The organism is Algibacter ulvanivorans (genome assembly GCF_048381495.1).
GTDB classification, from domain to species: Bacteria; Bacteroidota; Bacteroidia; order Flavobacteriales; family Flavobacteriaceae; genus Algibacter_B; species Algibacter_B ulvanivorans.
Genome location: NZ_JBLWGD010000001.1, coordinates 151,689 through 177,493 on the forward strand (window position 1 = coordinate 151,689; position 25,805 = coordinate 177,493).

The window sequence follows — 25,805 nt, forward strand, 5'->3', positions numbered from 1 at the left end:
CACTTAAAACCACAACACATGCAACAATTACAAGAATTAAAAAACATTGAGCGCCTCGCATTAAACACACCAAATTTAAAAGATTATGGCGCAAAAGGATTAGATGTTTTAGGTATGCAACCAAAAAAAGGATTTGCAAGACTAAAAAACAACAAGGTTGTAAAACTATCTGAAATAAAAGGGTATGCCACATTAAAAAAGCAAACCGTTAACCAAAATATTGATGCGGCCGAAATTGAAGCACAAGCCGAAAAATTTCCAGAATTATTTAATTGTAAAACTATTGGCAGAGATAAAAATGGAGATATAAAAAAAGGATTTTACGAACTTAAATCAGGCAAGGTAATATCTTTAAATAAACTTAAAGAAGCTGTAAGTAAATCGGTTAAAAACATTGAAACCACTACTAATAGTTAGTTAATAGCACCCCGACTGCGTAAGCAATCAAAAAAAACTCTAGGTGCAAAATATATGCTTTTTATAGACTGAAAAGCACCTAGAGTTTTACACTTAAAACCAATTACCACATGAAATCTACTAAAACAAGTATTCAAAAATTAGTTAACAACTATATAGATAAGCAAATAGCTTGCTTAAATTATAATACCGTTTGTTACAACATATAATAATCACTTAAAACCAATTACTACATGAGTGCCACAATACAAGTAAAAGAAACTGTAAAGAATAAAGTAACTAGAATAAAGGCTACACTACCCAATAAAACACCAATAGACATTGAAACCTTTTTTATGCCATATTACAACAAAGGCTTGCGCATAAAAAAGTTAATATATGTAATTAACAGCGGTAAGCTTACTGCCGATATGGTGGCTAAATCTTAACGTTATGAAACGGGCACGAACCAGAGCAGGGTTAATAGCTGAATTGAAAACTCAAGATAAGGCTATACAATCATTAAAAACCCAACTTAAAATAGAGCGTTTTAGATCTATGAACCCAGAAATATTAATGCGCTATAAAAGTTCTTGTGATATTACCGATACTCTAACTCTTATTTCTATTGATGTGGTTTTGAAACCTAAAAAATTAAAATTTAAAAAATCAACAAATTTTTTAAATGCCTTAGTATCAGTTTTTTTTCTTGCTTATAAAGAAAAATCGCTTTTACCTGAATTTGAGTTTAGTTGTTTGTGTAATAAAACAAACGAAATGGTAAAATTAAGTTTAGAGGAAATAAAAACACTAGAAAAAGCATGAAACACCTAAAGCCACACACACACACACAATTTAATATTGTATTTAATAGTGGAATTCCAAAAACCATTAGCGACAATGTTTCAATTACTCCAAAAATTGTAAAACACCAAAGCGTACACTTAAATCAACGTAAAGAAATGTTAGAAAAATACAGACACTACGTTCAACAATACACCAACGCTTGTCCTAAATGGAATAAAGATGTTCTAGAATACAATGCTAAAGTGCATGCACATATAGCTCAAACCAAGAATAAAGACTACGCAGCACAAGTTACACAAACGTTTAAAGCATCTATAGGTAAAGTAAGCACAGAAACTTATAACCATCAGGCTCGATTACGTAATTTAGAATTAGCACAACCCCTTATAACACTTAAAAAGTTCACACCTGTGCGCAAATCTTCAGAACATGTATTTAGCATGATAATTTTTAAGTACGCTATGCAAATTGAAGAAAAAAACAATATTTTATTAAGCTGCGGAGCAACTACTACTAGAGCTATACAAAAAGTACAGATAAATCATTATGAGTTAGCAAATACTATAATAGATGAAGTTTTTACATTGCCCTATTGTAAACGCACTATACATAATCATGTTAACCGTTTAGTTGAGTCTGGTATCTTGTTTGATTACCAGTTTAAAGGCCGTGAAAAACCTGTTGAATATCATTTAAACCCTCGAATTTTAACTTTGTTTTGTAAAAAAAACCGAAAATCTTTAAAATCTGAAAATCAATTATTTAACTACGCTTACGAGAAAAGTTTGCATAATAATGAAATAGATACTAGAACATATATAAATAATAAAGAAATAATAGAGCCTGTTAATAAACAGTCTAGAATAAAGGAAACGGAAACCCTATCGGGTGTCCTTTCAAAAATTCAGTTATCCAAAAAGGATAACAACCAGAACAATAACGGGAACACCCCTCAGCGTATGCAAAATATGTATGATGAAAGTAAACCAGGGGCCGTGAATTTTGCATCAAAAACCGCTTTAGATATAGCAAATTACCTAAATAATGCTATTGAAGATAGACAACACATAATACAAAAATTTAGTGAAGGCCATTATAAAAACTGGCGAATTTACCAAAAACCCCCAAAAACACAATTATATCTTATGGTAACTATGGCACATTTAGAGTATGAAGTGGACTACGGAATTATGCTAAAACACGATTTTTTCACAATATTACACCAAATGCTTTTTAAATTATGCGGCACGATTTATAAAAAAAGTAATTCCAATGGCATTTTTAACTACGCAGGGCCATCTTACTACGGCTATAAACACTTAGAAAAACTATTATTAAACAATAATGGAACAGTACCAAGCAAAAAAGTAGCTTTTGAAACTTTTAAGGCTTTAATGTGGCGTATAAAATTTGCAGCAAACTACTTTAAAAGCAAACCTATTAATCCGCTTTTTATAAATGATTATCTAGATCCAACCCGTACCACAAAAAAAGAGTGTGGCTTTGCATATACTTTAGAATTTTACAAAAACCACAAAAATATTCAGCAATGGAAACAAAAAGTTGATAATAGCACACAAAAATCTGAAAAAATAAAATCTAGAAAACATAAAATGAAAGCTATTGAATTAGTTGAAAAACAAATTAATAAGCTTAAAAACGGTAAAATAACTATTCTTCAGTTACACGATTACGTTAGTCATAATGCACATATACCACAAATAGTAAAAAATAAATTACCCGATTACATAAAGCGTGCCTATAGCGCATAAAAACAATAAATCACTTAAAACCAATTACCACATGAAAAAACTTAAAGCCACATTTTTTATATTTTGTGCTGTAATTTGCTGTAAAATAACAGCACAAAACAACAAATTACGTTTTCCAGAAAAAGAAAATTTAATTGTAAAACTTCATACCCATTACCATTTTCAAGAAACCAATGCCAATTACCAAGGTTTAAACTATGTTTTTGAAGCTGGTTATACAGGTAAATTATATACTCTAATAGGTTTTGAACGCTTCAATGCATTAAAAGGAGCCAGCATTAATAATGTGCAATTAAAAGGTTATACTAGCTTTAATGCAGCAATAGGATTAAATCATACACATGGTATTTGGGAGCAATGGCAATATAATGCGGGTGTACGTATAGTACGTGCCTATCGTGGGCCATTAAAAGAAAATAGATATAGACACTTTATAGGTTGGGAAGCTGCCTTAACATATCAATTTAAAAACGGTATGGGTATAGGTATTAGAGGTACTATAGACAATCGAAGAGATCAAGATATTTTTAACTGGCCAGTAACCAATGTTGCCAGTACATTTTTTACAATAACATATAAATTATTAAAACTTAAATAAATCACTTAAAACCACAAAGGCATGAATTTAACTAAAAAAGCAAACGCAAAAAAATATAAAATAATAGCTATTTCAATATGGTTAGTTATAAGTTTATTTGTTTCTATCACATTTAAATTAACCCCTTTTGTTTGTATACTTTTCTTTTTTTCTGGAGGCGGTATATTATTTTTAATAGATCCGTTGTTAAAGCCAATTATTAAAACAAAACAAAAAAAACTTTATAGAAAACAACAAATAATAAATAAGCATAAAAAAATAGTAAAAAAGGCTGGTTATAAGCAATTTGAATATAAAAATAAATATGTAGTCTGGGCAAAAAATAAATATGAAGCCGACAAATTATTCAATCTAAAAATAGCACCATTACTTAATAAACACCCAAATAAAGAGTTTTTCTACATATCAAAAGCGTGTAATAACATAAATCTTAAATAATGGCAAATAAAAGATGTTGTAGCCAATTTAACGAACGTAATGGTGGTTGCGCAATACATAGTAAATATAAACTAGTATTTCAACTTAAACCAGAGTATAAAACAATGGATAGCAGTCCTACATTTTATAGTTGGGTGTACCAAAATAACAAAGATGCAAATGTAATTTTTCAAGGCATGATTAATAGGCTTGAAAAGTATTTTACTGGTAAGTATAATAAAATAGAATTTTATAATCAAACCACAGATGTTTTAATAAAAAGTGCTACGCCATGACAGAGCAAATAAGGTTAACTAAAATACCACATAGCAAACTAAAAGTGTTTGAAAAAGTAATTGCGTTTTATTTAACATCGTTTCATAAACAAGAATTAACAGATCAAGATAAAAGCCATATTAGTATAGCAACATGCTTTTATCATTCTAGAATTAAAAATAAAGTTAATAGCCAGTATCCTAGTAAAAAATCGACTATTAAATTTTTTTATCACGAAGCCTACGTTATGATAAAAGTGTTTTTAAAGTATCAAAATTTTACTTCAATACAAGATTTAGACTACGCAATAGTCGAAAATTTTAAAATTGATTTGTATAAGCAATTAATATAATAAACCTAGAAGTAAACTTTTAAATTATGACTAAAGATTTAGATAAACACAGACCACCAGAAAACTCGAAACCGCCATTATTTACACATAGTGTTAGTAGTCGTTTTTCTTCTGAAGACATGATGGCCTTTAGCGTTAGCAAATTACAATAGTAAAATGAGAGAATTAAAATTTAGAGCTTTTTGTGAAGTTGAAACTAGCAAAGGAACTATTAATGATATGGTTTACTTTGAAAAATTAGAATGCGATAACGGGCTTTGGTTTAATGCTCCAGATAATGCTTGGCATATAAATGAATACTTTGCTATTATGCAATATGTGGGCTTAAAAGACAATTTTGGAAACGAAATTTATGAAGGCGATGTGGTTCGTTGGGATGATGGAAGTGATGGCGAAAAATGGCGTGTTGCAGTAGTAGAAATAAATCCTGACTTACAATTTAGAATTATAAAAATAAATTGTGATTTTAAGCAAAGTGCAAAAGAAGGCTATGTATTTAAGTTTGGAAGATTTATTTATACGGATACTGAAAACCATTTAGAAATAATAGGGAACGTGCATCAAAAAGAGTGGAAAAAATAGATTTATAAATTATTAAAGCACTAAATATTTTAAAAAGTAGATTAACAATGGTTAGGCAAGAAAACTTGTTTTGGGATAAAGTAAACGGACAAGCAGTTAATTTGTATAAAGACTGTTATGGTAAGAAATGGATGGCGCAGTCAAGGTTTGGTATGCGGATTAGAAAAGACTAATTTTTTAAAATAGCCGTGGCTGACGCAGGAAGCCAAACAACATACTAATGATAAATTTTGATTATGGAAACAATTATTGAAAACCCAACGTGCCGATAATATAAAAAGTTGGGGATTAATTCGCTATGCCTTAGCCAACTTAAAAAAAACTAAATTTTAGGCGATAATATAGAAAAGGAAAAACAGCCCCAATTTTTTATATTATGTGTTATGGGCTGGCGATTAAATATAATTTTATGAGTATTAAAACAACTGCAAATAAGAAAGCAAAAGATGCTGTAAAAGAAGCAGAAAAAATTTCAAAATTTATTAGTAAATGGCAAAGTAAAAACCCATATAATAGGGCAAAACTTGCTGAATACAATTTGAAATTCAGAAAAGATTTTACTGCTTTTTGTAAAAAGTCTAAAATTTCTGCAAAAGAAAGAGATTGGTACTTAAAGTAAGTAAAAAGTTGTTGGCAAGTTGGCACTAAGTCAGCTTGCCCACGAAATGTATATGGATAGGCGTTTTTCCGAAGGAAAAATGGCGTACACAGATAAACTAAAAGATTGAATTAATAATAATTAAAAAAAGACCAGAACGCTTATTTATATACTGTGTTGTGGCGGCTAACAAGATGGAACAAACTAAAGAAGCAACTTACAAAATTTTAGCTAAAAGCATTGTAAACAAGATTTACCAACCGTTAGGGCATTTGAGATGCCATGTTTCAAGTGATGAAATGTGGGAGTATGCAAAAGCCAGAGCGATTGAGCAAGTAGACACTATACTTGGAGAGATACCAATGTATACTGGTAATTTAAACCCTAAATGGAAGAAATGGAGCGACATAAAAGCCGAAATAGAGCAAATGCCCTAATGCGCTACAACGTATTTGGGTATGGTTAGTTGCGTATAAATAAAAACAGAATTATGGAATATAAATTAAGTGAGCAAGAATTAAAAGACCTAATGCACCGAAGTTGGTTAAAGGCAAAAAACTTTTATAGTGGTAATACAGATGAATACTTCTATGACTATTTTGAAAGCGAAAAAAAGCAATTAACTATACACGTTGTTAGCCAACAGCGTGAACTGTTAAGGTTTATGGAATATTTAAGCACGTATTGGGGTATTGATGATGTTATTGATTGCACTAACGGAATTGTGTATGATTTCGTTGCGTAAAAACTAGCAGAAACATTGAATAAAAACAGACTTTAATAAATATAAAACAACCTTTGAATATGTTACAAAATAGCAATGAATTATACACGGTGTTACCCAATGTAAAAAAGGGCGTTGCTGACGATAGGAAGCAAAATATTATGATTACCGTTTCTGGTGGTCGTAGTTCTGCTATGATGGCAAGACATATACAAACAAGCGAAAAATATAAAGATTATGAAAAAGCCTATGTTTTTTGTAACACAGGAATGGAAAGACCACAAACTATAAGATTTTTAAAAGATATTGAGAAGTATTGGGGAATTGATTTAATAAAAATTGAAGGTGTTTATTCTTTAGAAATTGGTGTTGGTGTAAAATATAAAGTTGTTGATTGGGATAACTTAAATATGACTGCACAACCGTTTAAAGAAATGATTGCACATAAAAACAAAGGTGTCTTTGATGGATTACCTAATAGAGATGCACCTTATTGTAGTGAAAACTTAAAAACACTACCTGCTAAAAAGTTGTTTGATGATTTGTTTGGCGTTAATAATTATATAAAAGCAATAGGTTACAGAAGTGAAGATATGCCTAAACGAATAACTTTTACAGAAGCAAAGATTGATAAAAAAAGGATTTTTCCTTTGCTTACAGATTATAAAAGTCCAATAACCCAAATGGACTTAAATAGATTTTGGGATAAACAACCTTTTCAATTATCTATACACGGAAAATATGGTAATTGTGAGTTGTGTTGGAAGAAAAGCGATAAAACGTTAGTTGATAATATTCGTTTTGGAACTGATTTTATTGATTGGGTCAAAGAAATGGAAATAAAATATAATTCTGTAATGTTTAGAAATTACAAAAGTATAGATGATTTGGTAAAAATGGCTGAATTACCTTATACGCCTGAATTTTATTTTACAAAAGAGGATGATTCTTGCGTATGTTCTTTTTAGAGTATGAGTAGTCGCCCTTTTTTATTTTGGGTAACGGATAGTGGTATGGTGCGTAGCCTTAAAATGCACGAAGATTGAGTTAAGAAACAAAGTAATAATAACATCTATTTTTTAAAGCGTTGGCAAAATGGCTGACGATAGGAAGACAAATACATACAGTTATGAAGAAAATTTTTAAATACGAAATGAGCATTAAGGAAAAGCAAGAAATTGAATTACCTGTAAATGCTGAAATTATTAGGGTTGACGATGTTGATGGTAAATTCTTTTTATGGGCTATTGTTGAGCCACCAAAAGAAGATGAAGAACCCGAAACAGAAGTAAGATATATAGAATTTTACAAAACAGGACAACCAATTGAAACACCAACTAAAGACTTAAAATACATTGGTTTTTGCAAACTTTTTATTATGCAAGAATTAGGGCTTTATGTTTTTGAAAATATAGCAAAATGAAATACGGAACTCTACCAAAATATTTAGGATTGCACGAGGTGAAGTGTGATGAAATGCTGTTTTACCAATATTTACCTATAAAACTTAAAGACCAAACAAAACCAATAGTTGAAGAAAGGTTAAAATGTTTTGAAGAATTAATTGGTAACATCTGCTGTGATTTTGTAGGGGAATTTGGTTTAGACCGATTTGTAAATAGTTATGTGTATTTGACAGCAAAAAGAATGTATCAAGTAGGTGGATGTTCTTTTAATAGAAAAGGCTATCATTCTGACGGTTTTTTAACTGATGATATAAATTATGTTTGGTGTGATAAAAACCCAACCGTATTTAATTATTCGCCTTTTAATTTGACTTTAGATGATGCAGTTTCTATGAATGAAATGGAAGAACAGGCAAATGAAGAGGCTATTGAGATTTATCCAGAAAACAGCCTTTTAAGATTAGACCAATACAACATACATAAAGTAAGTGAAAACAAAGGATTGGTTTTAAGAACATTTGTAAAAGTCTCTTTTTCTGCTGACAAGTACGACTTAAAAGGTAACTCTAAAAACTACCTTTTAGATTATGATTGGGAAATGAGAGATAGAGATATTGAGCGTAATATTCCGCAAAGATTGGAAGAAAAAAGCGTTGGAAAAAAATAGATGTTATTATGAGCAAATACGCACGAACTTTTGAATTAAGCACGAACCTAAAGCTATGCACTATACCACGTGTTATGTACTGTGGCGCAATAGCACGTGTTGATTGGATAAAGTTTGTGCGCCATTGTACATAACGGATAGTGGTATGGTGCGTAGCCTTAAAATGCACGAAGATTGAGTTAAGAAACAAAGTAATAATAACATCTATTTTTTAAAGCGTTGGCAAAATGGCTGACGATAGGAAGACAAATACATACAGTTATGAAGAAAATTTTTAAATACGAAATGAGCATTAAGGAAAAGCAAGAAATTGAATTACCTGTAAATGCTGAAATTATTAGGGTTGACGATGTTGATGGTAAATTCTTTTTATGGGCTATTGTTGAGCCACCAAAAGAAGATGAAGAACCCGAAACAGAAGTAAGATATATAGAATTTTACAAAACAGGACAACCAATTGAAACACCAACTAAAGACTTAAAATACATTGGTTTTTGCAAACTTTTTATTATGCAAGAATTAGGGCTTTATGTTTTTGAAAATATAGCAAAATGAAATACGGAACTCTACCAAAATATTTAGGATTGCACGAGGTGAAGTGTGATGAAATGCTGTTTTACCAATATTTACCTATAAAACTTAAAGACCAAACAAAACCAATAGTTGAAGAAAGGTTAAAATGTTTTGAAGAATTAATTGGTAACATCTGCTGTGATTTTGTAGGGGAATTTGGTTTAGACCGATTTGTAAATAGTTATGTGTATTTGACAGCAAAAAGAATGTATCAAGTAGGTGGATGTTCTTTTAATAGAAAAGGCTATCATTCTGACGGTTTTTTAACTGATGATATAAATTATGTTTGGTGTGATAAAAACCCAACCGTATTTAATTATTCGCCTTTTAATTTGACTTTAGATGATGCAGTTTCTATGAATGAAATGGAAGAACAGGCAAATGAAGAGGCTATTGAGATTTATCCAGAAAACAGCCTTTTAAGATTAGACCAATACAACATACATAAAGTAAGTGAAAACAAAGGATTGGTTTTAAGAACATTTGTAAAAGTCTCTTTTTCTGCTGACAAGTACGACTTAAAAGGTAACTCTAAAAACTACCTTTTAGATTATGATTGGGAAATGAGAGATAGAGATATTGAGCGTAATATTCCGCAAAGATTGGAAGAAAAAAGCGTTGGAAAAAAATAGATGTTATTATGAGCAAATACGCACGAACTTTTGAATTAAGCACGAACCTAAAGCTATGCACTATACCACGTGTTATGTACTGTGGCGCAATAGCACGTGTTGATTGGATAAAGTTTGTGCGCCATTGTACATAACTAGGTATATGAGAACTTAATAAACTTAACCAATGAAAAACCCAATAAAAGTAAGCGAAAGATACATAAAAGCTTCAGAAACTAAAGGTTTTAGTTATACCGATGAACTTGTAATTTTAGAGTATCTACTTAATAAATTTAACCTAAAATCTAAAACGCAGTATGCTAAACAAGAAGGAATTTCAATTGCTGGAGTTAACGATAGGATTAAAAGAGGTAAAGTAATGTATATTCAAACCATAGGAAAAATATTTATAATACAATAAAATCACTTAAAACCAAACCACATGAAAAATAACACATTATATCAGTTTAAAATTCAAAACTTTATAAATCATGTATTTAATAATTACAACCCTGATAAACCGCTAGTTATTTGGTTAGATTTATTTTGTGGCGCAGGAGGAACATCAACAGGGATTCAGTTTGCAAAAGAAAATACTTTTGTAGCAGCTTGCGTTAATCACGATACTAATGCTATTAAATCTCACGAGAAAAACCACCCAAAAGCAGTACATTTAATAGAAGATATTAAAAATTTTAAGGTGGTTAAAAACCTTGAATACTTAGTAAAAAAAATACGATTAATTTTCCCAAAATGCATTATTAATTTATGGGCTTCTTTAGAGTGCACAAATTTTTCAAAAGCAAAAGGAGGTCAAGCTAAAAATGCAGATAGCCGAACATTAGCAGAACATATGTTTATGTATCTAGAAAAATTAGACGTAAATTATTTTTGGGTAGAAAATGTACGGGAGTTTATGAGTTGGGGGCCACTAAATGAAAACGGAAAACCTATTTCAAGAAAAGAAGGTAAAGACTATATAAAATGGTTGAAAAAAATAAAAAGATACGGGTTTAAATATGATGCTAAAATATTAAATGCTGCTAATTTTGGAGCATATCAAAGTAGAGAGCGTTTATTTATTCAGTTTGCAAAAAAACCTTTTTCAATATCATGGCCAGAGCAAACTCATACGAAAGATAAAGCAGATAATGTGCTATTTCCAATGAAAAAATGGAAATCTGTAAAAGATATTTTAAATTTGGAAGATGAAGGTATGAGTATTTTTCATAGAAAAAAAGAACTATCAAACAACACATTAAAGCGTATATATGCAGGCTTAGAAAAGTTTGTTGCAAATGGAGAATCGGTATTTACAAAACGTTATAATGGAGGTAAAGTAAACCCGCATCAAAAAGTAAACTCTATTGATAAGCCAATAGGAACGATATTATCAAACAACACACATGCTCTTGTTAAATCGGTATTTATTAAAAAATATTATTCAGGCAGACCAAAGGGTAAAGTTATTAGTGTAACTGGCTCCGCAGGTTCAATTACAACTTCAGGAGGGCAGGCTATAGTTACTGCTTCACACCTTTCAACATATAATGGTAATTTCGGTTTACATTCTATAGAGCATCCATCACCAACCATCACTACAAAAGATAGGGTTTGTAAAGTTGATGTAAATTTTATAGACGAACAGTATGGAAATGGAACAGCACGAAGCATCGAAAAGCCAATAGGTGCACTAACCACTATTCCAAAATTTAGTTTAGTGAAAGCAAAACATTATATTTTTAATCCAGGATGGGGTGGTAATCATAGTAGTATAGAAAAACCATGTTGCACCGTAATAGCTAGGCAAGACAAAGCTCCTTTATATTTAGTTTCAACAGAATTGGGATACATAACACTTCCGGTTTATAAAACTGATTCTGAAATTATGATAAAAATTAAAAAATTCATGGTAGCGCATGGTGTTATTGATATTAAAATGCGTATGCTTAATATACAAGAGTTAAAACAAATACAAGGATTTCCAGTAAACTATAAACTTGTAGGTAATAAAACCCAGCAAAAAAAATACATAGGTAATGCTGTAGAAGTAAACCAAGCTAAAGCATTAATTAACGCTAATTATGAGGCTATTGAAAAGAGTTTAAATACAGCTGCTTAAAATCACTTAAAACCACATAAAATGTCAGGAAATATTAATAAAAAAATAGCTTTTAATTATTTTGGAGGTAAATTTACATGGTTGGAAAATTTATATAATTATTTTCCAGAAAAAATAACTCATTTGGCCGATGGATTTGGAGGTAGTTTTGCGGTTACATTAAATTATGAAGGAAAAGTTGTTAAAACAGTTAATGAAATTAATAGCGATATAACTAATTTTTTTGAAGTCTTAAGGGATTATGAAGATCAACTCATTTCAAAATTAAAATTAACACCGTTTAGTAGGCAAGAATATGATAATTGTTGGGAATACCACCCCGATAAAGTAGAACGTGCAAGACGTTTTTATGTAAGAATACGTCAGTCGTTTTTTAGTTTAGGTGCCTCTAGAAAAAATAAAGGCTGGCAGATGGCGCTAACTAAATGTAATTCAAAAGGAGGAGAAACTGTAAGTAAATGGAACAATGCTATCCCTAAATTACACGATGTGGCTTTAGAGTTGCGCAAAAACATTCAAATTACAAATTATAATATTTTTGAGTTCATACAAAAGTTAGATTTTGAGAATATCTTTTTTTATTTTGATCCACCATATCTACCTGAAACTCGTAACTCTAAAAATGATTATGTTTTTGAGTTTACAACCAAACAACATATTCAATTAGCAGAAACAGCTCACAAAATAAAGGGCAAAGCAATGATTAGCGGGTATGAATCAGACATGTATAACGAATTATATCATGATTGGACTAAAATTGTTTTTCCATCAAAAAAAAACAATATAAGATCTGGTTTAGTAACCGAAGTTATTTGGTTTAACTATCCAATTGAGGAAACTAAAATTTATCACATTCAGAAAAACGCCAAAAAATATGGCACACCAATTTTGTTAGATATATAAAATCACTTAAAACCACACAATATGAATTGTTCATTTAGTACCACATATCCTAAATATTTACCAGAAATATTAGCAAACACTCCAACGTTGTTTGTGCCAAAAATTTTAAAAAGTATAGAAACATTACAACCCAATAATGAAAACCTGTTTTTTTATTATCAGGACTATGTTTTTCTTCAAAGAAAATTAAAACAAGATTATAAAACCGATGTTAACCATCCAAAATTACATACCATAAGAGAGGATAAAAATAACCGATGGAAAACAGGAAACTTAATACATTTTTACATTTACACACGTACCAAAAACCAACACTTGTTTGCACCCGTATTAAAGTGCAAAGCAATACAAAATATTGAAATAGTTTGGCACGATCCAGATGGTTTAAAAACACCTATACCAAGAGTCTATATAAATAATCGATGGATAGTAGGTTTGCAGCTAGAAGCATTAGTAAGAAACGATGGTTTTAAAAGTATTGAAGCATTTTTTGCATACTTTAATACCAGTTTTAAAGGTAAAATTATTCATTGGACAGATTTAAGGTATTAAACTATGAAAACTTTAAAAGTAAAAATAGTAAAATCGCAAGCATCTATGTGGTATGTAAATAAAATACATGAAAATTTTAAAGTAACAAACACTTCAAAAAATTACTACAAATATATAGGCAACCAAATTATTTTTAAATGTGATGCTGTTGAAATATAATTAGTAAAATCAAATAAATATTACTCTTCCAACTCGCCAAAAGCATCCATAACAATGGTACACTCTTTTTTGGTGAGTTTTTTAATTCTTTTAGCTTCTTCAATAGCAATATTTCTAGTTTTAGCAATAGTTTTATTAATAATATCGGCAAGGTAAGCATCTCTACTGCCGTTAATTACTTTGTGTAATCTTCCTTTGGTGCAAACGCAAGGTAGTGGTTTCATGTGGTGTGGTTTTAAGTTGTTCAAAATTAATAAATAAAAACTATTATTTAAAACAAACAACATAGTTTTAACTTATTATTAGTGCTAAATGCTAAAAAACCATTAATAACCGTTAAAAATCGTTTAAAATCCTAATTAATTATAAAAACACCATTTAAAAATAATCAAATTTACAGCCTAAAGTAGTCATAATAAAGTATTCATTTTATGAAGTTTAAGGTTATTATTTAGGGAAATTGGTTAAAGAAAGCGCATTATGTTTTAATGCGCTTTACTTGTTCTTTGAAATTAGGTAAAGCATGACAAGAGAAGATATAAATAAATCGTTGCACAGGTCTATTTTAAGTGGTCAAGAGTATAATGGTTTAATTTCTAAAAGCACCGGAAAAGTTGTTAATCTAGCTAAAGGAAATACAGCTGTAGCTATTAAAGAAATGGCTAAATGGGCTAAAAAACATATTCACGAAACTAAAAAATTAGCTTTGGTGTTGGCAGGTAAAACTGTTCAAGAAACAATAAATAATATACAATGGTTTTTGTTTTGGCACATTCAATACACTATTGATGGCGAAGTGCAAAAACTTAAAAGTCCTGCCATTGCATGGGAAACTAGAAAACAAGGTACAGACTGTAAAAGTTATACCATTTTTGCTAGTACTATTTTGTTAAATCTTGGTATTAAACATTATTTAAGACGCATAAAACAAGACGTTCAAAGCGATGCATTTACACATGTTTACGTAGTAATACCTAATAATCAAACAACAGGTAAGTTGCCTAATAATTCTAAATTTTTAAAAGACTATTTAATTATTGATGGTACAATAGAATTAAACAACGAGTTGCCATTTAACGATAAAGACGATATTTATATGGAACCAAAATTAGTAATACAAGGGTTGTCATCTCCATTTTTAGCTTGCGGTTGTAATACAAGCGGTTTGGGTTATGGTAGAGATACACAAATACCAGTTGTAGGTATAACAAAAGGGTACGATTTGCCAGATTTCAAAATCTTAGAACAGGCTTTTAAGAATTTTTATAGTTTTTTAGATGAACTAGAAAGACAAGGATTACCTAGAGAGGCGGTAAATGGTGTGATAAATCATCTAGAATATTATATAGATGCGGGTATAGAGCCTACTGTTGGAGAGTTATTTGGAATAGATTCTAAACCATATGGTTTAGGTTTAGTACCAGCACCAGTACCATTAACTGTTAAATTATTACCAAAAGCATTAAAGTTTGTTAAAAAATTTGGACCAATGCTTACTAAATTAATTCCAAAGGATTTATTTAGTAAAACATTTGGAGCGGTATTCGCTAATGGTTTTAATTTAAGTTGTTGGAATAGCACTTTCACGCCTGCAAAAGTAGCTGACCAAGTTTCTAAAATTCATGTTCCTTTTTTTGAAACTGCGGTAGGTTCTGTAACTAATACAACATCTACAGAGGAATTAGAAAAGCATTTAAATTTTTTATTAAAAGCAGTAGATATTAGTTACGTGATGTACGCAGAGTATCTGCCTAATGGCGCAAATTGGAGATCTTGTAGTAGAGAAGCTATTCAAATTTACACAGATGTAGTGACTGGAGCAAAAACACAAACAGATATGATGTTAAAGCAGATTGAAAATGAATATGATATTGAAATTACTGAACATGTTGCTCCAGCTGAATTTACTTACCCGCAAGCATATACAGGGCAAAAAGATTATCATAAAAGCGAAAAACAACATGGTAACGCAACTTATAGACAAGTAAAGTTTAGAAATGCGCTTGAAAGTTTTTTAGACACCGCAAATGATGTTGTTGATGGTAATAAGCAAAAAGCAGGCGATGGCGCTTTAGGTATCGTGCTAGGTTTGGCCTTGGTAACAGGAATATATTTTGCCACAAAAGATGAAGGCAAAAAAACATCTTCAAAAAAATAAAAGCAAGTGCATTGAAGCACACTTTATATAATTATTAATTAAAATTAAAAACGATGAAATTTAACAAATTAACAGTAAACAAAGCAGGCGATGCTTTGGTTACAGCTGGCGAAGCAGCCGTAGGGTTTGCAGGTTCAAATGTAGGGGTTAAGGCTTTAGATTCACTAGTTAACAATAAATGGGCTTCAAAAGGAATTGTGGCCGCCATTGGAATACTAGGAGTTGTTGCAGTACCTAACAAGCACATTCAAGCGGTAAGCGCAGGAGTAGTTGCTAAACAAGTTTACGATGGTGCTAAAGAATTAGTAGAAGATCATGCAAGCGATGTAGCCGTGCTACAAGATGCATTCGAGCTTTCTCCATCATCATCAGGAACAGGCATACAACCTGAAAAAGCAATGGCGGCATTAAGAGCTTCTATGGCTGGCAGAGCTATGGGTAATCCAGCGGCTTTTCAATTAGGTAATCCTACGGAATCTAATATTTTTCAATTAGGATAAAAACAAATAAATTTTAAAACAACATCATAAAAAAACAAATCATGTTAGACATTCAAAACAAATTAAGAGGTATTCAATGGTTAAGAGATACCATGAAACCAAAACTATTTACAGTACTTGCCTTTTTAGTATTAATGGGGCCAAGCTTGTCGGCAAACACGCAGTTGTTAATTTCACAAGGAAAAATTAATCCTCGTGATAAAACATTAGTTGTTCGTAATGAAGTATCGGCTGGTGGTACAGTAGATTTATTACAAGGTTTTAATTCTGCTATACGTGGTATTAACGATTTTAATGGTAATCAGCTTGCAAATAATTTAAACTTTGTTTTAGAGAATTTACAATTAAATTATGGTACAGGTGCAACAGCTACCGTAGGCACAAAGTATGATTCTGTTAATTATACAGCAGCTTTACCTCCAGCATTAAAATCGGCTAATTTAATAATCGAACAAGACGAAAAAGTAATTAGAAAAATATCTATTGCAGCTATTAATGAAGCCAAAAACACCGACGAAAGATGGTTAGAAATTCAGTTAGCTTTACTTAAAAGTGAAACTATAACAGGTCTTAAAATAGAGTTTGGGCAAAACGCAGCATTTGCTTATACAGGTGGCGATGATGCTTCGTATGTAGAGCTAATTTTAAAAGGTTTTGAAACCGCTACCACATACTAAATAAAACAAAAGTATTTTATAAATAAAAAGCCTTTAGGTATGTAATGTGCTTAAAGGCTTTTTTTAAAACAAAAAACATCATGGTAAAATATATTTATGATAAAGTAGATATTTCTATTGCGGTAGGCTCGCCAAGTTTTAGTAAAGCTACACCATTAAAAAAAGGTAAATGTGTTGGTGTTAAGCTAATACATATTTCTAGTGCTACTCCAGTAAATCAACGTTTAAATTTAAGCGTTACCGATGGGAATAATCCATTAATTAACGCAACCGATTTTAGAGATTTTATTCAACAAGGTGGCGGTTATAAAGATGGTTTTAAGCCATGCGAATTCGATTCAAGTTTGGAAGTGTCTATTGATGCTGTAGCTGAAGGAAACATTGCAACAGCCGATTTTAAAGCGCAATTAATCTTTATGATTGAGGAATCTTGTAATGATTAAATGATTTGTAATGAGCGATAAAAACAATTATTTAAGTATGCCCGAAACAGTTTTAGGTTGCTTGCAACACATTATTTCTTTATTAAGAAAAAAAGTGTATGGTACAGAAACCACAACACGCGTTAAACGTTTTGGTCAAGATCAGGTATTAGATTTAAAAAAAGAAGGTGCAAATTTAGGTGTTCGTGGTTTTACACTACGTAATTTAGGAGCGCACATTATTTTTATAAGTACAAGTGCTGTAGAAGAAAAAGAACCTATTTACCCTGGCGAATCTTTTGGTATAAATAACGAAAGCCGTGTTTGCGACCAGCAAATAAAAATAGAGTTTGACCCTAATGTTTACGCAAACAACACCACTCCATTTACAGGAAAGCAAGCTATTGTTAGGTTTCTTGTAGATAAATGTTAAACAGATTAGTTTATTATGACTCCAGATAAAAATGCACAAATTTTTAATATAATAGAACAGCACCTTAGTAATCGTACAGGTGTTATTTCTATTGTTCAAGGTGCTGCAAAACGCAGAAAAGAAAATGCTTCGCATAATCGATTTTTATGGTCAAAAAAAGATGTTTTAAGCGTAGCACCAAGCATAAAAGCCTTTATTGAAGATTTGCCAAATCACGGATTTACAAATGGAGCTGTATTATATTTAAAACGTATGGAAGGTTCGTCTGCAAAAGTACGTAGCGAAACTACGCTTACTTTTTCAAACCAAACACCAAAAGAAACCCCATCCCCTACACAAACCGATGCAAATATGAATACACAAACACCACAAAACACACAACATCAAGTTGCAGCACCTCAAATGGCTGCACCCGTAAGTGGTATGGGGTATACGCAAGTGCCACAGCACGAGTTAATTTCAATGAAAGTTAAAGAAGAACGTTTTATTGATTTATCAGAAAAGCTAAAAAAAGCAGAAAGCGAATTAGCCGATGTAAAAAGCGAACTTAGGATTGAAAAAGAGAAGTGTCATACTGCCGAAAAGAAACTAGAAACTATAATTGATAGGAAAGATTTTGAAAAACAACAAGCTTTAGCTAATAAAGAAAGTGCGCTTGAAAAATTAATGAATAATGAAGCTATTGCAAATGGTTTAGGCACATTGTTAAGCAAAACTCCAGAACTTTTAGAATCTATAAAAGGAAAACCTACAGCTGTTGGTATGGGTAATCCTATGGCTAATATGTCTAAAACAAAACAACAATTAATGGCACTATTACAAGACTATCCAGATGAAGCGGTGTTATTAATAATTCAAACAGCACAAGGTTTGTTAGCTTCAGATGATTTTCAAACTTATTTAGTAACTGGATTAAACCAATTAGAACAACAAAAACAATCTTAAAAATGGCAACAATAATAAAAATTACAGGCGCAAATGCAGCCGATGAGAACAAACGCCACGAAGCGTTTTCAGAGCTAAACAATTTAGATACGGTAGTTTTAACACGTTTAGCAGAATTAAGTAAAAGTAAAAAAGCTATCGGGTATTTTAAAACCGCATTAATGTTTAATGTAGTTAAAAAATATTTAGGCATTTAAAATACAATATTATGAGCACAGTAGCCGTGGTAAAAGCCGCAAGTAAAGCTGCACCAAAAGTAAAAGAAGGTGCTAACAAAGTAAATAAAGATACCAAAGGTGCATTAAGCTGGGTTGTTGTTGGTGGTGTTGCAGTGCTTACGGTTTTAGTTTTAAAAACAATTTCTAACGCTTCAAAAGTTGGAAATGTAGTTGGGAGTGCTGCCGATGTCGCTTCAACAACTTTAGATCAATTAGTAAAAGAATTAAAAGATCCAAATCTAAACAGTAGTGATAGTCCTATTGGTAATGCAGGAACAATTCCTGTAACAATTACAGATTTAGAAGCGCAAAACCGAGCTAATGTTTTGTTAGAAGCCATGGATGGTTTCGGTACAGATTTCGAGCGAGTTAAAATGGCACTTAGCAATATTACTGTTGCAGATTACGGAATGATAGCTATAAAATTTGGTACACCTCGATACGATGGAGCAGGCGAGGGTATGTGGCCAGCTTCAAAAAGAAATTTAAGTTATTGGATTGCTGCCGAGTTAGATAATAACGAATTACAACAAATAAGAATGGTTTTACCAGGAATATTTTAAAAATTTAAAGTAATGAATTCAAATACTCAATTAGGTTGTGGGTGCGATAAATCACAATTATATAATCCTTTCAAAATTATGGATATAAAATCTCAAATATTAGATTTTAATACAGCTTTACCTATAGAAAACGTAAACGTGTATAAACAAAATAACCCTAATAAGGGCACTATAACAAATGCAAATGGTTTTTTTCAATTAGACGCTATGCCAGATGATGTTATAGTGTTTTCGCATGTTGCATACGGAAATATTACGGTGCCAGCAAAAGATGTGTTGCCTGTTGAATATCTGCAAGAAGAGGCTGGTATTCTAGATGAAGTAGTAGTAATAGCTAAGAAAAAGAAAAATTGGGTGTTTGCAGCTTTAGCAACAATAGGCATTGTTTTATTAGTTTATAGTAGTAGCGATGACGAAAAAAAACCAACACCAAAAAAAGCTGTTAAAGTTAAAGTGTAATGGCGAGTTTTAATTTGTACATACCGTTACTTGTTAATGCTGAAGGAGGTTATCAAAAACTTCAAAACGATTCGGGAAACTATAATTCTCGTGGCGAGTTGGTAGGTACAAATCATGGAGTTAGTGCGCCTGTTTACGAAAATTGGATAGGTCGAGTGCCAACCGAAATAGACATGCGAAATATAACCAAAACCATAGCTTTAGAAATTATGAAAGTATGGTATTGGGATAAAATAGGAGCTACATATATAAACAACCAAAGTGTGGCAAATATTCTTGCAGATCATGCGGTAAATGCTGGCACAGGCGCAGCAGCTAAACTAGTACAGGAAACGTTAAACGATAATTTTGGATTTAACCTTAAAGTAGATGGAGCAATTGGAGATAAAACAAGAAGTGCCATAAATAACACAAATTCAAAACAGTTACACGAAGCATTAAAAAAAGCAAGAGAAAATTTTTATAAAAACATTGGTGGGCCATGGGAAAAAGCATGGCTAAAAAGGCTAAGTACTTTTGTTTTTAAAGAAAAAAAAAAGATTTCAATTTTCTTAGTATTAGCAACATTAACAGGTATTGGATTATATGTAAACAATATTTCAAAAAATAAAAATTAATTAAAAAGGTAAATTATGGTAAGCGTAGGCGGTAGTATAGGAATAGGTGTTTTTGGTAGTGCTAATAGTAATAACAACACTTCCGGCAATGGTTCAGGTGTTCCAGAAGTATTTGTTGCAGCACAAGACCAACAACTTTTCGAGTTGTCTAAACCTGTTAAAGCAGTAATAGTTATACATAATCAAAAAACTCAAATGCCTATTACGGTTCAAAATCCTAATGGAGATTTTACACATCAAGAAGATAGCCAAGAGGTTACATTAAATTTTGCTTCAGATGCGGGCGATATTATTCAAATAATCCCATTTTTTTAACAAAAAAATCACTTAAAACCACACATTTTCACATGAAAAAAATAATTTTATATATAGTTTTAGTTGTTTCTTATTTTAGTTATTCACAAGTAGGTAATCGCCCAGATAGATTTCCTGATGGATATTACATTGTGCCAAAATCAACTTTCCCATCTAATCCGAAAGATGGACAGTTTCATTTTGATAGCGTTTCAAATAAACCATATTATTTTGATGGCACAGGATGGAAACCATTTGGCAACGACCAAATAAGTGTTACCGAAAGCATTGCTTCAACCAGTTTAAGTGGTGTAGGTTCTATAAAAGCACAAGTGGCAGAATATATAAATAATTTAAATTATGAAAAAACCTCCAATACTTCCGATTTATGGTTTAAGCTAGAAAACTCTTTTATTTTAGACAAAGGAACAGAATCTACAGCATCGCCATATCAAGCGGCTGGAATGACAATTTCTAGCGATGGAAATTACTTGTATGGTAGTATGCATAATGCTGGTGCAATTAGGTATAGTTTATCTGAACCTTTTGAAACGGACAATATTACACAAGTTGATACCGAAGCGTTGTTAGGTCAAGGTGGTGCATTTCATATAACATCAAGCGGAACACACTATGCTTATGCTAATGGCGATTTAAACACAGGTAAAGTAGATATTTATAGTACAGATACAGCTTATGGTTTTGATAACGTTACATTAGTGAGTACAGATACTTTTGGTTATAATATAGGCGATTACGACATACACTTAACAAATGATGGTGTAAATTTATATGTGTTGTCTGGTTCAATTAGGCACTATAATTTAAGCACACCTTTTGATGTTACTACTAGAACATTAGTTAATGAAATGCTTTTAGAATCGCCAAATTTCGGTTTTGATTTTTCGCAAGATAAAACAAGATTATTCTTGCTGTCAAGAACAGGATATTTAACACAATATAATTTATCTGTTGCAGGCGATTTAAGTACAGCGGTAAAAGTATATAATGAAGTAGATTTTTCTGCAATTACATCAAATGTAAACTTTGTTAAACTAGCAATTTCATCTGATGGCTCAAAATTAATAGTTAGTAGTTATGGGCAGTATTGGGGATTTAAAACATTGTATTTTACAACGAATAACACAATTGGACAGTTAATTAGCACGCAAAATGATTACGAGCCAGCTCCAACATTTTTTAGGTTAAAAAATAAAGCAGCTGGTATTGTAAGTGGTGTTATAGCTTCGGATTTAGACGAAGTAAGCGGTGTAATGAAATTTTCAGATTTATTAGACGATAGAACTACCGATGCCAAAGCATCAAGAACATCGTTTATACCTTATTTAACATTAGATACTACAAATGTTCAAGATGTTATTAAAGAATTAAAAGATGAATTAGATGCCGTTGTGTTGTCTGCAAGTGGAGAAACTGCAAGCACAATAAAAACAAAATATGAAAGTAACGCCAATACTAATGCTTTTACAGATTCAGAAAAAACAAAATTAGCAAATCAAAGCGGTACTAATACAGGCGATCAAGATATTAGCGGTATAACCAACAATGCTAATAATATTAACGCGCTACAAAGCGAGCAAACCACACAAAACGATGCTATTGCGTTAAACACAGCAAAGAATACTTATCCAAGTGGCGATGCCACAAAGTTAGCAGGTATTGAAAGCAATGCAACTGCCGATTTAACAGCAATTGAAATAGAGAATTTGCTAGATACTTATTTTGGTAATACTAATTGGCGTACAAATACAGTTGCTACTACCGAAGCTTTTTCTTATAATAAAATATTAACCAATGTAACATTAGATACTACATTTATTGATTATGGTTATAGAAACATATACGAAGGAGTTTTAAATGATAGTGTATCGATAACCATTCCAAATGATGCCACGCTAAACATAGCGCCTAATGATAATTATGTTTTTAATTTTGTTAGAACAGGAGGAGGTAAACTAAAGTTAAATTATCCAATAAATAATGGTTCGTCAAGACAGTACATACAAACTATTTCAGACAGCACAAAAACAACTATTAATTTAAACCACGATGGTGCAAACAACTATTTTGTAACGGGAAATGCTTGGGAGTATTACACACCACCGCCGCCTACAGTTGGCAACCTATACCCTTACGCTAATGCTTTAAGTGCTACAAATAACGAGAATGACACAGATGATATAGTAGTAGATTTAGGTATAGTAACTTTAACCTCGCAAGCAAAATCTGGAGGCGGACATAAATTAAGAGGAGATGTTACTAATGGTGACGGTGGTGCTATATGGATATATATTACTTTTCCTGTGGAATTAGGCGAAACATATACCTTACAAATTGCTGGTTTAGCTAATAGGTTTGGTACATCAAATCCAAACACGACTATTAGCGCAACACTAGGAGCTACTAATGCGACTTTAGATAGTAGTATAGAATTTACAGAATCATTTGACACATATACTAGAACGGTTACGCCATCAGCTACAGGCACAGCTCGTTTTAGATTTCAGCAGTATAATCCTCAAGATGGCTCATTCTTTGAGTTACAAGATTTATCAGTTACTCAAAATTAAACTAAATGAAAAAATTATTATACATATTTTTCTTTTTGTCGGCTTTTGGGTTTTCGCAAATAGCAAGTGTAAAAGCGTACAGGAAGTATATAAACAATAATCAAGGAGGAATACTTAGGGTTTATATTAATGAGCCACAAGCTTCTGTTTTAACTGTTAATTATACTGTAAGTGGGGCAGCTGCTTCTAAAACAGATTTAACCAATGGAAGTGTTACATTTCAACCAGGAGAAATTTCTAAGTTAATTGAGTTTTCAAAAACCGGTTCTTCTCCTACTACTAGAGAGCGTTTAGAAGTCGATATTACTCCAAGTGCTAATTACACAATTTCAAGAGGTAAGGCTGTTTTTGTCGTCAAAGACGAGATGATAAAAGCATTTCCTTCAGCTTATGGAGCAGGTGCTTATGCTACAGGTGGTCGTGGTGGTGTAGTATACCATGTTACTACATTAGATGACCCTTTTGTTTTAGATTCAGATGGTGTACATGAACCAGCTCTAGACCCAAATACAGGGGATTACTATGAAGGTACTTTTAGAAGAGCTATATCTTCAGCTCTAGACCCAAATTGGAAAACTACGCCCAGAATTATAGTATTTGACGTTAGCGGTACAATTGTAATGCATAGTAGAGTAAGGAATAGTAATTCTGCAAATCTTACAATTTTAGGGCAAACAGCTCCAGAAGGGGGGATAACTATTGAAGTACCTAGATTTGATTTTAATAGAGGTAAAAATTTAATTTTTAGATACTTTAGAGTGGTTAATACAGGATATTTTCATCCTTTAGTTATTGGAGGTAATTCTGTACCTCAAAATACACAAGGTATAGCTATAGCTGGGGGTAATGAAATTGTATTAGATCATATAGATGTAAGATATGTACATACTACAACAGGTATTTCCACACAAGATGATAATAACACAGGTGCAGAAGAAATAGGGAATACTACTATTCAATGGACGTTGATTGCAGATTGTAACACAGCAGCTTTATTGGGAGGTTCTGGCTCTGATAACAATAGAATAGATTTAGCTGGTAGCCAATCATTTCATCATAATTTAATAGCCCATTCCGACCATAGACCTAATATTAGTGGGAATGGTAATTTTGAATATTACAACAACGTAATGTATAATTATGGTTGGCGTATGAGCACTCATTTTAATAACTCGCTTACTAATAGAATTAATAATACCTATCGAGGCGGTACTAGAAGCGATTTGCTTGATAGCTATGCTTTTAATAAAATTGCGCAGTATCAATCAGGACTTGACTGGAGAACGCCTAGAGTTTTCACTTCGGGGGAGTTCATAGATAGATACGATAGCTCTGACCATCTACCGACAGATACCAGTTGGGATGATTATATGGTAATTTGGAGAACTACGAGTTCAGATGTACAATCTCCTGCCACGCAATCAGACATTGACAGGCATAGAGAATTTATACAATTTCCATATATAGGCACGCCATTAACAAATTTAGAGTCAACGTCAGCATCTTATAATAGTGTTCTAGCTGATGTCGGAGCTAACAAATATTTAAACGCAGACGGGACTTATGGTATATACTATGATGCTTACCAACAAGAAATTTTTGATGATATAGCAAATAAAACAAGACAAGGAACTACTAGCTCATTGTACAGAGATAAGTTTGATGCTAATGCATTGCTTTATCCAGTTTTACCTGAAAATAATAGGCTTGCAAGCTTCTATGTTTCTGATACAGATATTCCAGAAAATTGGTTTCAATCAAATGTACCTAATGGTAGCTCTGGGAGAGATATAAATCCAAATACAGGAAGAATGTATTTAGAAGATTATGCTAATTCTGTAGACATACTGGCAGACCCAGACATTCCCGTAATTACAGTTACAGGCGCACTAACTGTAAGCATAAATGTAGGCGATAGTTATACTGATGCAGGTGCAACGGCAAACGATTTAACTGATGGTGATATTACCGATGATATAGTAACCACAGGTTCAATAGATACAACCACAGCTGGCACTTACTACATTAATTACAACGTGTCAGATTCAGAAAGTAATGTAGCGCAACAAAAAACTAGAACGATAAATGTAAACGAAGTAGGTAGTTACCCAGTAACAAATATAGTATCAAGTAATATTTCTCAAACTGGTTTTACAATTAGTTGGGATGCGGTTAACGAAGCGGTAAGTTATGATGTAGAAATAGATAGTGTATTTGCAAGCAACGTTACAGGTGGTACAACCTACAATGCAACGAACTTAACATCAGGAACTACTTACACGGTTAATATCATTACAAAAGATGCAAGTAATGAAATAGGAAGTGCTAGTATTCAGGTAACTACAAGTTCTTTAGTAATATCAACAGGCAAAGCGAGTAGAAAATCGAAATTAATTTTAATAATGAATTAGGT

Annotated in this window: 38 protein-coding genes; 37 read left to right on the top strand and 1 reads right to left on the bottom strand. The window is 31.8% G+C overall.

Annotation, left to right across the window (positions count from 1 at the left end):
• The first annotated feature begins 18 nt into the window (after positions 1–18).
• From ACNG5D_RS00765 to ACNG5D_RS00880, 24 genes are all read left to right on the top strand, one after another.
• Positions 19–417 carry a hypothetical protein gene (locus ACNG5D_RS00765; RefSeq protein ID WP_418181584.1) on the top strand — a complete coding sequence of 133 codons (399 nt, stop codon included), beginning with the start codon at positions 19–21 and terminating at the stop codon, positions 415–417.
• 233 nt (positions 418–650) lie between these two features.
• Positions 651–845 carry a hypothetical protein gene (locus ACNG5D_RS00770; protein WP_418181585.1) on the top strand — a complete coding sequence of 65 codons (195 nt, stop codon included), beginning with the start codon at positions 651–653 and terminating at the stop codon, positions 843–845.
• A gap of 4 nt (positions 846–849) precedes the next feature.
• Entirely contained in the window at positions 850–1,221 is a 372-nt protein-coding gene (locus ACNG5D_RS00775; protein ID WP_418181586.1) for a hypothetical protein, read from the top strand.
• Positions 1,218–2,975 (top strand): hypothetical protein, encoded by a 1,758-nt coding sequence (locus ACNG5D_RS00780; protein WP_418181587.1) that lies wholly within the window; start codon positions 1,218–1,220, stop codon positions 2,973–2,975. Before ACNG5D_RS00775 ends, ACNG5D_RS00780 begins: the two co-directional genes overlap by 4 nt.
• 31 nt (positions 2,976–3,006) lie before the next feature.
• Positions 3,007–3,573, top strand: a complete 567-nt coding sequence (locus tag ACNG5D_RS00785) for a hypothetical protein (RefSeq protein ID WP_418181588.1) — start codon at positions 3,007–3,009, stop codon at positions 3,571–3,573.
• 21 nt (positions 3,574–3,594) lie between these two features.
• Complete coding sequence (locus ACNG5D_RS00790) at positions 3,595–4,011, top strand: hypothetical protein (protein ID WP_418181589.1); 417 nt, start codon at positions 3,595–3,597, stop codon at positions 4,009–4,011.
• A complete protein-coding gene (locus ACNG5D_RS00795; protein ID WP_418181590.1) occupies positions 4,011–4,286 on the top strand; it encodes a hypothetical protein in 276 nt (91 codons plus the stop codon). The genes ACNG5D_RS00790 and ACNG5D_RS00795 overlap by 1 nt, the downstream gene beginning before the upstream one ends.
• Complete coding sequence (locus tag ACNG5D_RS00800) at positions 4,283–4,618, top strand: hypothetical protein (protein WP_418181591.1); 336 nt, start codon at positions 4,283–4,285, stop codon at positions 4,616–4,618. The genes ACNG5D_RS00795 and ACNG5D_RS00800 overlap by 4 nt, the downstream gene beginning before the upstream one ends.
• Positions 4,619–4,644: 26 nt before the next feature.
• Positions 4,645–4,770 (top strand): hypothetical protein, encoded by a 126-nt coding sequence (locus tag ACNG5D_RS00805; RefSeq protein ID WP_418181592.1) that lies wholly within the window; start codon positions 4,645–4,647, stop codon positions 4,768–4,770.
• A 4-nt stretch (positions 4,771–4,774) separates the two neighbouring features.
• On the top strand, positions 4,775–5,200 hold the full coding sequence (locus ACNG5D_RS00810) for a YopX family protein (protein WP_418181593.1): 426 nt from the start codon (positions 4,775–4,777) through the stop codon (positions 5,198–5,200).
• A 47-nt stretch (positions 5,201–5,247) separates the two neighbouring features.
• Entirely contained in the window at positions 5,248–5,373 is a 126-nt protein-coding gene (locus ACNG5D_RS00815) for a hypothetical protein (protein WP_418181594.1), read from the top strand.
• A 236-nt stretch (positions 5,374–5,609) separates the two neighbouring features.
• Positions 5,610–5,819: a hypothetical protein gene (locus ACNG5D_RS00820; protein ID WP_418181595.1), complete on the top strand. Its 210-nt coding sequence runs from the start codon at positions 5,610–5,612 to the stop codon at positions 5,817–5,819.
• Positions 5,820–5,992: 173 nt separating this feature from the next.
• Positions 5,993–6,235 carry a hypothetical protein gene (locus ACNG5D_RS00825; protein ID WP_418181596.1) on the top strand — a complete coding sequence of 81 codons (243 nt, stop codon included), beginning with the start codon at positions 5,993–5,995 and terminating at the stop codon, positions 6,233–6,235.
• A gap of 53 nt (positions 6,236–6,288) precedes the next feature.
• Positions 6,289–6,543, top strand: a complete 255-nt coding sequence (locus tag ACNG5D_RS00830) for a hypothetical protein (protein WP_418181597.1) — start codon at positions 6,289–6,291, stop codon at positions 6,541–6,543.
• Positions 6,544–6,602: 59 nt separating this feature from the next.
• Positions 6,603–7,490, top strand: coding sequence for a phosphoadenosine phosphosulfate reductase (locus ACNG5D_RS00835; protein ID WP_418181598.1), 888 nt, complete (start codon positions 6,603–6,605; stop codon positions 7,488–7,490).
• 161 nt (positions 7,491–7,651) lie between these two features.
• Complete coding sequence (locus ACNG5D_RS00840) at positions 7,652–7,945, top strand: DUF7352 domain-containing protein (RefSeq protein ID WP_418181599.1); 294 nt, start codon at positions 7,652–7,654, stop codon at positions 7,943–7,945.
• Positions 7,942–8,595, top strand: a complete 654-nt coding sequence (locus ACNG5D_RS00845; RefSeq protein WP_418181600.1) for a hypothetical protein — start codon at positions 7,942–7,944, stop codon at positions 8,593–8,595. Before ACNG5D_RS00840 ends, ACNG5D_RS00845 begins: the two co-directional genes overlap by 4 nt.
• 261 nt (positions 8,596–8,856) lie before the next feature.
• Positions 8,857–9,150 (top strand): DUF7352 domain-containing protein, encoded by a 294-nt coding sequence (locus tag ACNG5D_RS00850; RefSeq protein ID WP_418181599.1) that lies wholly within the window; start codon positions 8,857–8,859, stop codon positions 9,148–9,150.
• Complete coding sequence (locus ACNG5D_RS00855) at positions 9,147–9,800, top strand: hypothetical protein (protein ID WP_418181600.1); 654 nt, start codon at positions 9,147–9,149, stop codon at positions 9,798–9,800. The genes ACNG5D_RS00850 and ACNG5D_RS00855 overlap by 4 nt, the downstream gene beginning before the upstream one ends.
• A 166-nt stretch (positions 9,801–9,966) precedes the next feature.
• Complete coding sequence (locus tag ACNG5D_RS00860) at positions 9,967–10,200, top strand: hypothetical protein (protein ID WP_418181601.1); 234 nt, start codon at positions 9,967–9,969, stop codon at positions 10,198–10,200.
• Between the two features lie 21 nt (positions 10,201–10,221).
• The gene (locus tag ACNG5D_RS00865) at positions 10,222–11,901 is read left to right on the top strand and encodes a DNA cytosine methyltransferase (RefSeq protein WP_418181602.1); all 1,680 of its coding nucleotides are present in this window, start codon (positions 10,222–10,224) and stop codon (positions 11,899–11,901) included.
• A gap of 21 nt (positions 11,902–11,922) precedes the next feature.
• Entirely contained in the window at positions 11,923–12,804 is an 882-nt protein-coding gene (locus ACNG5D_RS00870) for a DNA adenine methylase (protein WP_418181603.1), read from the top strand.
• Positions 12,805–12,825: 21 nt separating this feature from the next.
• A complete protein-coding gene (locus ACNG5D_RS00875; protein WP_418181604.1) occupies positions 12,826–13,356 on the top strand; it encodes a hypothetical protein in 531 nt (176 codons plus the stop codon).
• Between the two features lie 3 nt (positions 13,357–13,359).
• On the top strand, positions 13,360–13,515 hold the full coding sequence (locus ACNG5D_RS00880) for a hypothetical protein (protein ID WP_418181605.1): 156 nt from the start codon (positions 13,360–13,362) through the stop codon (positions 13,513–13,515).
• A gap of 20 nt (positions 13,516–13,535) precedes the next feature.
• On the opposite strand, the gene ACNG5D_RS00885 is transcribed toward ACNG5D_RS00880, so the two are convergent.
• Positions 13,536–13,739, bottom strand: a complete 204-nt coding sequence (locus tag ACNG5D_RS00885) for a hypothetical protein (protein WP_418181606.1) — start codon at positions 13,737–13,739, stop codon at positions 13,536–13,538.
• Between the two features lie 299 nt (positions 13,740–14,038).
• Between ACNG5D_RS00885 and ACNG5D_RS00890 the strand changes: the two genes are divergently transcribed.
• From ACNG5D_RS00890 to ACNG5D_RS00950, 13 genes are all read left to right on the top strand, one after another.
• Positions 14,039–15,673 carry a transglutaminase-like domain-containing protein gene (locus ACNG5D_RS00890; protein ID WP_418181607.1) on the top strand — a complete coding sequence of 545 codons (1,635 nt, stop codon included), beginning with the start codon at positions 14,039–14,041 and terminating at the stop codon, positions 15,671–15,673.
• A gap of 53 nt (positions 15,674–15,726) precedes the next feature.
• Complete coding sequence (locus ACNG5D_RS00895) at positions 15,727–16,173, top strand: hypothetical protein (RefSeq protein ID WP_418181608.1); 447 nt, start codon at positions 15,727–15,729, stop codon at positions 16,171–16,173.
• Between the two features lie 41 nt (positions 16,174–16,214).
• Entirely contained in the window at positions 16,215–16,850 is a 636-nt protein-coding gene (locus tag ACNG5D_RS00900; RefSeq protein WP_418181609.1) for a hypothetical protein, read from the top strand.
• 80 nt (positions 16,851–16,930) lie between these two features.
• Positions 16,931–17,293, top strand: coding sequence for a hypothetical protein (locus tag ACNG5D_RS00905; RefSeq protein WP_418181610.1), 363 nt, complete (start codon positions 16,931–16,933; stop codon positions 17,291–17,293).
• Between the two features lie 10 nt (positions 17,294–17,303).
• The gene (locus ACNG5D_RS00910; protein WP_418181611.1) at positions 17,304–17,705 is read left to right on the top strand and encodes a hypothetical protein; all 402 of its coding nucleotides are present in this window, start codon (positions 17,304–17,306) and stop codon (positions 17,703–17,705) included.
• 15 nt (positions 17,706–17,720) lie between these two features.
• On the top strand, positions 17,721–18,650 hold the full coding sequence (locus tag ACNG5D_RS00915) for a hypothetical protein (RefSeq protein WP_418181612.1): 930 nt from the start codon (positions 17,721–17,723) through the stop codon (positions 18,648–18,650).
• 2 nt (positions 18,651–18,652) lie between these two features.
• Positions 18,653–18,847 (top strand): hypothetical protein, encoded by a 195-nt coding sequence (locus ACNG5D_RS00920; protein WP_418181613.1) that lies wholly within the window; start codon positions 18,653–18,655, stop codon positions 18,845–18,847.
• Positions 18,848–18,858: 11 nt separating this feature from the next.
• The gene (locus tag ACNG5D_RS00925) at positions 18,859–19,431 is read left to right on the top strand and encodes a hypothetical protein (RefSeq protein WP_418181614.1); all 573 of its coding nucleotides are present in this window, start codon (positions 18,859–18,861) and stop codon (positions 19,429–19,431) included.
• Positions 19,432–19,443: 12 nt separating this feature from the next.
• On the top strand, positions 19,444–19,890 hold the full coding sequence (locus ACNG5D_RS00930; protein ID WP_418181615.1) for a carboxypeptidase-like regulatory domain-containing protein: 447 nt from the start codon (positions 19,444–19,446) through the stop codon (positions 19,888–19,890).
• Complete coding sequence (locus ACNG5D_RS00935) at positions 19,890–20,507, top strand: glycoside hydrolase family 108 protein (protein WP_418181616.1); 618 nt, start codon at positions 19,890–19,892, stop codon at positions 20,505–20,507. The genes ACNG5D_RS00930 and ACNG5D_RS00935 overlap by 1 nt, the downstream gene beginning before the upstream one ends.
• Positions 20,508–20,522: 15 nt before the next feature.
• Positions 20,523–20,822: a hypothetical protein gene (locus ACNG5D_RS00940; RefSeq protein WP_418181617.1), complete on the top strand. Its 300-nt coding sequence runs from the start codon at positions 20,523–20,525 to the stop codon at positions 20,820–20,822.
• Positions 20,823–20,854: 32 nt separating this feature from the next.
• Positions 20,855–23,392: a hypothetical protein gene (locus tag ACNG5D_RS00945; RefSeq protein WP_418181618.1), complete on the top strand. Its 2,538-nt coding sequence runs from the start codon at positions 20,855–20,857 to the stop codon at positions 23,390–23,392.
• A 5-nt stretch (positions 23,393–23,397) separates the two neighbouring features.
• Positions 23,398–25,803 carry an immunoglobulin-like domain-containing protein gene (locus tag ACNG5D_RS00950; protein WP_418181619.1) on the top strand — a complete coding sequence of 802 codons (2,406 nt, stop codon included), beginning with the start codon at positions 23,398–23,400 and terminating at the stop codon, positions 25,801–25,803.
• The last annotated feature ends 2 nt before the right edge of the window (positions 25,804–25,805 follow it).

Excerpts from the sequence above, each read along its gene's own strand:
- ACNG5D_RS00765 (WP_418181584.1), top strand. The coding sequence starts at position 19 with ATGCAACAATTACAAGAATTAAAAAACATTGAGCGCCTCGCATTAAAC.
- ACNG5D_RS00770 (WP_418181585.1), top strand. The coding sequence starts at position 651 with ATGAGTGCCACAATACAAGTAAAAGAAACTGTAAAGAATAAAGTAACT.
- ACNG5D_RS00775 (WP_418181586.1), top strand. The coding sequence starts at position 850 with ATGAAACGGGCACGAACCAGAGCAGGGTTAATAGCTGAATTGAAAACT.
- ACNG5D_RS00780 (WP_418181587.1), top strand. The coding sequence starts at position 1,218 with ATGAAACACCTAAAGCCACACACACACACACAATTTAATATTGTATTT.
- ACNG5D_RS00785 (WP_418181588.1), top strand. The coding sequence starts at position 3,007 with ATGAAAAAACTTAAAGCCACATTTTTTATATTTTGTGCTGTAATTTGC.
- ACNG5D_RS00790 (WP_418181589.1), top strand. The coding sequence starts at position 3,595 with ATGAATTTAACTAAAAAAGCAAACGCAAAAAAATATAAAATAATAGCT.
- ACNG5D_RS00795 (WP_418181590.1), top strand. The coding sequence starts at position 4,011 with ATGGCAAATAAAAGATGTTGTAGCCAATTTAACGAACGTAATGGTGGT.
- ACNG5D_RS00800 (WP_418181591.1), top strand. The coding sequence starts at position 4,283 with ATGACAGAGCAAATAAGGTTAACTAAAATACCACATAGCAAACTAAAA.
- ACNG5D_RS00805 (WP_418181592.1), top strand. The coding sequence starts at position 4,645 with ATGACTAAAGATTTAGATAAACACAGACCACCAGAAAACTCGAAACCG.
- ACNG5D_RS00810 (WP_418181593.1), top strand. The coding sequence starts at position 4,775 with ATGAGAGAATTAAAATTTAGAGCTTTTTGTGAAGTTGAAACTAGCAAA.
- ACNG5D_RS00815 (WP_418181594.1), top strand. The coding sequence starts at position 5,248 with ATGGTTAGGCAAGAAAACTTGTTTTGGGATAAAGTAAACGGACAAGCA.
- ACNG5D_RS00820 (WP_418181595.1), top strand. The coding sequence starts at position 5,610 with ATGAGTATTAAAACAACTGCAAATAAGAAAGCAAAAGATGCTGTAAAA.
- ACNG5D_RS00825 (WP_418181596.1), top strand. The coding sequence starts at position 5,993 with ATGGAACAAACTAAAGAAGCAACTTACAAAATTTTAGCTAAAAGCATT.
- ACNG5D_RS00830 (WP_418181597.1), top strand. The coding sequence starts at position 6,289 with ATGGAATATAAATTAAGTGAGCAAGAATTAAAAGACCTAATGCACCGA.
- ACNG5D_RS00835 (WP_418181598.1), top strand. The coding sequence starts at position 6,603 with ATGTTACAAAATAGCAATGAATTATACACGGTGTTACCCAATGTAAAA.
- ACNG5D_RS00840 (WP_418181599.1), top strand. The coding sequence starts at position 7,652 with ATGAAGAAAATTTTTAAATACGAAATGAGCATTAAGGAAAAGCAAGAA.
- ACNG5D_RS00845 (WP_418181600.1), top strand. The coding sequence starts at position 7,942 with ATGAAATACGGAACTCTACCAAAATATTTAGGATTGCACGAGGTGAAG.
- ACNG5D_RS00850 (WP_418181599.1), top strand. The coding sequence starts at position 8,857 with ATGAAGAAAATTTTTAAATACGAAATGAGCATTAAGGAAAAGCAAGAA.
- ACNG5D_RS00855 (WP_418181600.1), top strand. The coding sequence starts at position 9,147 with ATGAAATACGGAACTCTACCAAAATATTTAGGATTGCACGAGGTGAAG.
- ACNG5D_RS00860 (WP_418181601.1), top strand. The coding sequence starts at position 9,967 with ATGAAAAACCCAATAAAAGTAAGCGAAAGATACATAAAAGCTTCAGAA.
- ACNG5D_RS00865 (WP_418181602.1), top strand. The coding sequence starts at position 10,222 with ATGAAAAATAACACATTATATCAGTTTAAAATTCAAAACTTTATAAAT.
- ACNG5D_RS00870 (WP_418181603.1), top strand. The coding sequence starts at position 11,923 with ATGTCAGGAAATATTAATAAAAAAATAGCTTTTAATTATTTTGGAGGT.
- ACNG5D_RS00875 (WP_418181604.1), top strand. The coding sequence starts at position 12,826 with ATGAATTGTTCATTTAGTACCACATATCCTAAATATTTACCAGAAATA.
- ACNG5D_RS00880 (WP_418181605.1), top strand. The coding sequence starts at position 13,360 with ATGAAAACTTTAAAAGTAAAAATAGTAAAATCGCAAGCATCTATGTGG.
- ACNG5D_RS00885 (WP_418181606.1), bottom strand. The coding sequence starts at position 13,739 with ATGAAACCACTACCTTGCGTTTGCACCAAAGGAAGATTACACAAAGTA.
- ACNG5D_RS00890 (WP_418181607.1), top strand. The coding sequence starts at position 14,039 with ATGACAAGAGAAGATATAAATAAATCGTTGCACAGGTCTATTTTAAGT.
- ACNG5D_RS00895 (WP_418181608.1), top strand. The coding sequence starts at position 15,727 with ATGAAATTTAACAAATTAACAGTAAACAAAGCAGGCGATGCTTTGGTT.
- ACNG5D_RS00900 (WP_418181609.1), top strand. The coding sequence starts at position 16,215 with ATGTTAGACATTCAAAACAAATTAAGAGGTATTCAATGGTTAAGAGAT.
- ACNG5D_RS00905 (WP_418181610.1), top strand. The coding sequence starts at position 16,931 with ATGGTAAAATATATTTATGATAAAGTAGATATTTCTATTGCGGTAGGC.
- ACNG5D_RS00910 (WP_418181611.1), top strand. The coding sequence starts at position 17,304 with ATGAGCGATAAAAACAATTATTTAAGTATGCCCGAAACAGTTTTAGGT.
- ACNG5D_RS00915 (WP_418181612.1), top strand. The coding sequence starts at position 17,721 with ATGACTCCAGATAAAAATGCACAAATTTTTAATATAATAGAACAGCAC.
- ACNG5D_RS00920 (WP_418181613.1), top strand. The coding sequence starts at position 18,653 with ATGGCAACAATAATAAAAATTACAGGCGCAAATGCAGCCGATGAGAAC.
- ACNG5D_RS00925 (WP_418181614.1), top strand. The coding sequence starts at position 18,859 with ATGAGCACAGTAGCCGTGGTAAAAGCCGCAAGTAAAGCTGCACCAAAA.
- ACNG5D_RS00930 (WP_418181615.1), top strand. The coding sequence starts at position 19,444 with ATGAATTCAAATACTCAATTAGGTTGTGGGTGCGATAAATCACAATTA.
- ACNG5D_RS00935 (WP_418181616.1), top strand. The coding sequence starts at position 19,890 with ATGGCGAGTTTTAATTTGTACATACCGTTACTTGTTAATGCTGAAGGA.
- ACNG5D_RS00940 (WP_418181617.1), top strand. The coding sequence starts at position 20,523 with ATGGTAAGCGTAGGCGGTAGTATAGGAATAGGTGTTTTTGGTAGTGCT.
- ACNG5D_RS00945 (WP_418181618.1), top strand. The coding sequence starts at position 20,855 with ATGAAAAAAATAATTTTATATATAGTTTTAGTTGTTTCTTATTTTAGT.
- ACNG5D_RS00950 (WP_418181619.1), top strand. The coding sequence starts at position 23,398 with ATGAAAAAATTATTATACATATTTTTCTTTTTGTCGGCTTTTGGGTTT.